We start from the raw sequence: 1,721 nt of genomic DNA, 5'->3' as shown, positions 1-1,721 counted from the left end.
ACCTGCTAAGGTTATAGGGACAAGCCGTACGGGCAATTAGTATCAGTTAGCTTAATGCATTACTGCACTTCCACACCTGACCTATCAACGTCCTGGTCTCGAACGACCCTTTAAAGAGCTCAAGGCTCTGGGAAATCTCATCTCAAGGCAAGTTTCCCGCTTAGATGCTTTCAGCGGTTATCTCTTCCAGACTTAGCTACCCGGCAATGCCACTGGCGTGACAACCGGTACACCAGAGGTCTGTCCACTCCGGTCCTCTCGTACTAGGAGCAGCCCCCTTCAAATTTCCAACGCCCACGGCAGATAGGGACCAAACTGTCTCACGACGTTTTAAACCCAGCTCACGTACCACTTTAAATGGCGAACAGCCATACCCTTGGGACCGGCTACAGCCCCAGGATGTGATGAGCCGACATCGAGGTGCCAAACTCCCCCGTCGATATGAACTCTTGGGAGGAATCAGCCTGTTATCCCCAGAGTACCTTTTATCCGTTGAGCGATGGCCCTTCCATACAGAACCACCGGATCACTATGTCCTACTTTCGTACCTGCTCGACTTGTCAGTCTCGCAGTTAAGCACGCTTATGCCATTGCACTATCAACACGATGTCCGACCGTATCTAGCGTACCTTCGAACTCCTCCGTTACACTTTAGGAGGAGACCGCCCCAGTCAAACTGCCTACCATGCACTGTCCCCGATCCGGATAACGGACCAAGGTTAGAACCTCAAACAAACCAGGGTGGTATTTCAAGGATGGCTCCACGATGACTGGCGTCACCGCTTCAAAGCCTCCCACCTATCCTACACAGATTGGTTCAAAGTCCAATGCAAAGCTACAGTAAAGGTTCATGGGGTCTTTCCGTCTAGCCGCGGGTAGATTGCATCATCACAAACATTTCAACTTCGCTGAGTCTCGGGAGGAGACAGTGTGGCCATCGTTACGCCATTCGTGCAGGTCGGAACTTACCCGACAAGGAATTTCGCTACCTTAGGACCGTTATAGTTACGGCCGCCGTTTACTGGGACTTCAATCAAGAGCTTGCACCCCATCATTTAATCTTCCAGCACCGGGCAGGCGTCACACCCTATACGTCCACTTTCGTGTTTGCAGAGTGCTGTGTTTTTATTAAACAGTCGCAGCCACCAGTTTATTGCAACCCTTTCACCCTCATGGAGTAAACCAATCAAGCTACCGGGGCGTACCTTTTCCCGAAGTTACGGTACCAATTTGCCGAGTTCCTTCTCCCGAGTTCTCTCAAGCGCCTTAGAATACTCATCTCGCCCACCTGTGTCGGTTTGCGGTACGGTCTCGTATGACTGAAGCTTAGAGGCTTTTCTTGGAACCACTTCCGATTGCTTCAGAACCTAAGTTCCTCGTCTCGACCCCTTGAATCCTGCGCCCGGATTTGCCTAAGCGCCTTCTATGAGTCAAAAACCAACACTTCCAACCGTTGGACAACCTTCCGCGATCCGTCCCCCCATCGCATCATACGACGGTGCAGGAATATTAACCTGCTTCCCATCAGCTACGCATCTCTGCCTCGCCTTAGGGGCCGACTCACCCTGCTCCGATGAACGTTGAACAGGAAACCTTGGGCTTACGGCGTGGGAGCTTTTCACTCCCATTATCGCTACTCATGTCAGCATTCGCACTTCTGATACCTCCAGCATCCTTTACAAGACACCTTCGCAGGCTTACAGAACGCTCTCCTACCATAT

General features: G+C 51.5%; 1 rRNA gene. It reads right to left on the bottom strand.

Features of this window, described 5'->3' with window-relative positions:
• Window positions 1–15 precede the first annotated feature (15 nt).
• A 23S ribosomal RNA gene (locus F0185_RS33980) occupies window positions 16–1,721 on the bottom strand; the annotation flags it as partial.

Origin of the sequence: Massilia rubra, assembly GCF_011682065.1 — a bacterium.
Taxonomy (GTDB): Bacteria; Pseudomonadota; Gammaproteobacteria; order Burkholderiales; family Burkholderiaceae_D; genus Telluria_A; species Telluria_A rubra.
This window is presented reverse-complemented; position numbering and strand designations above follow the sequence as displayed.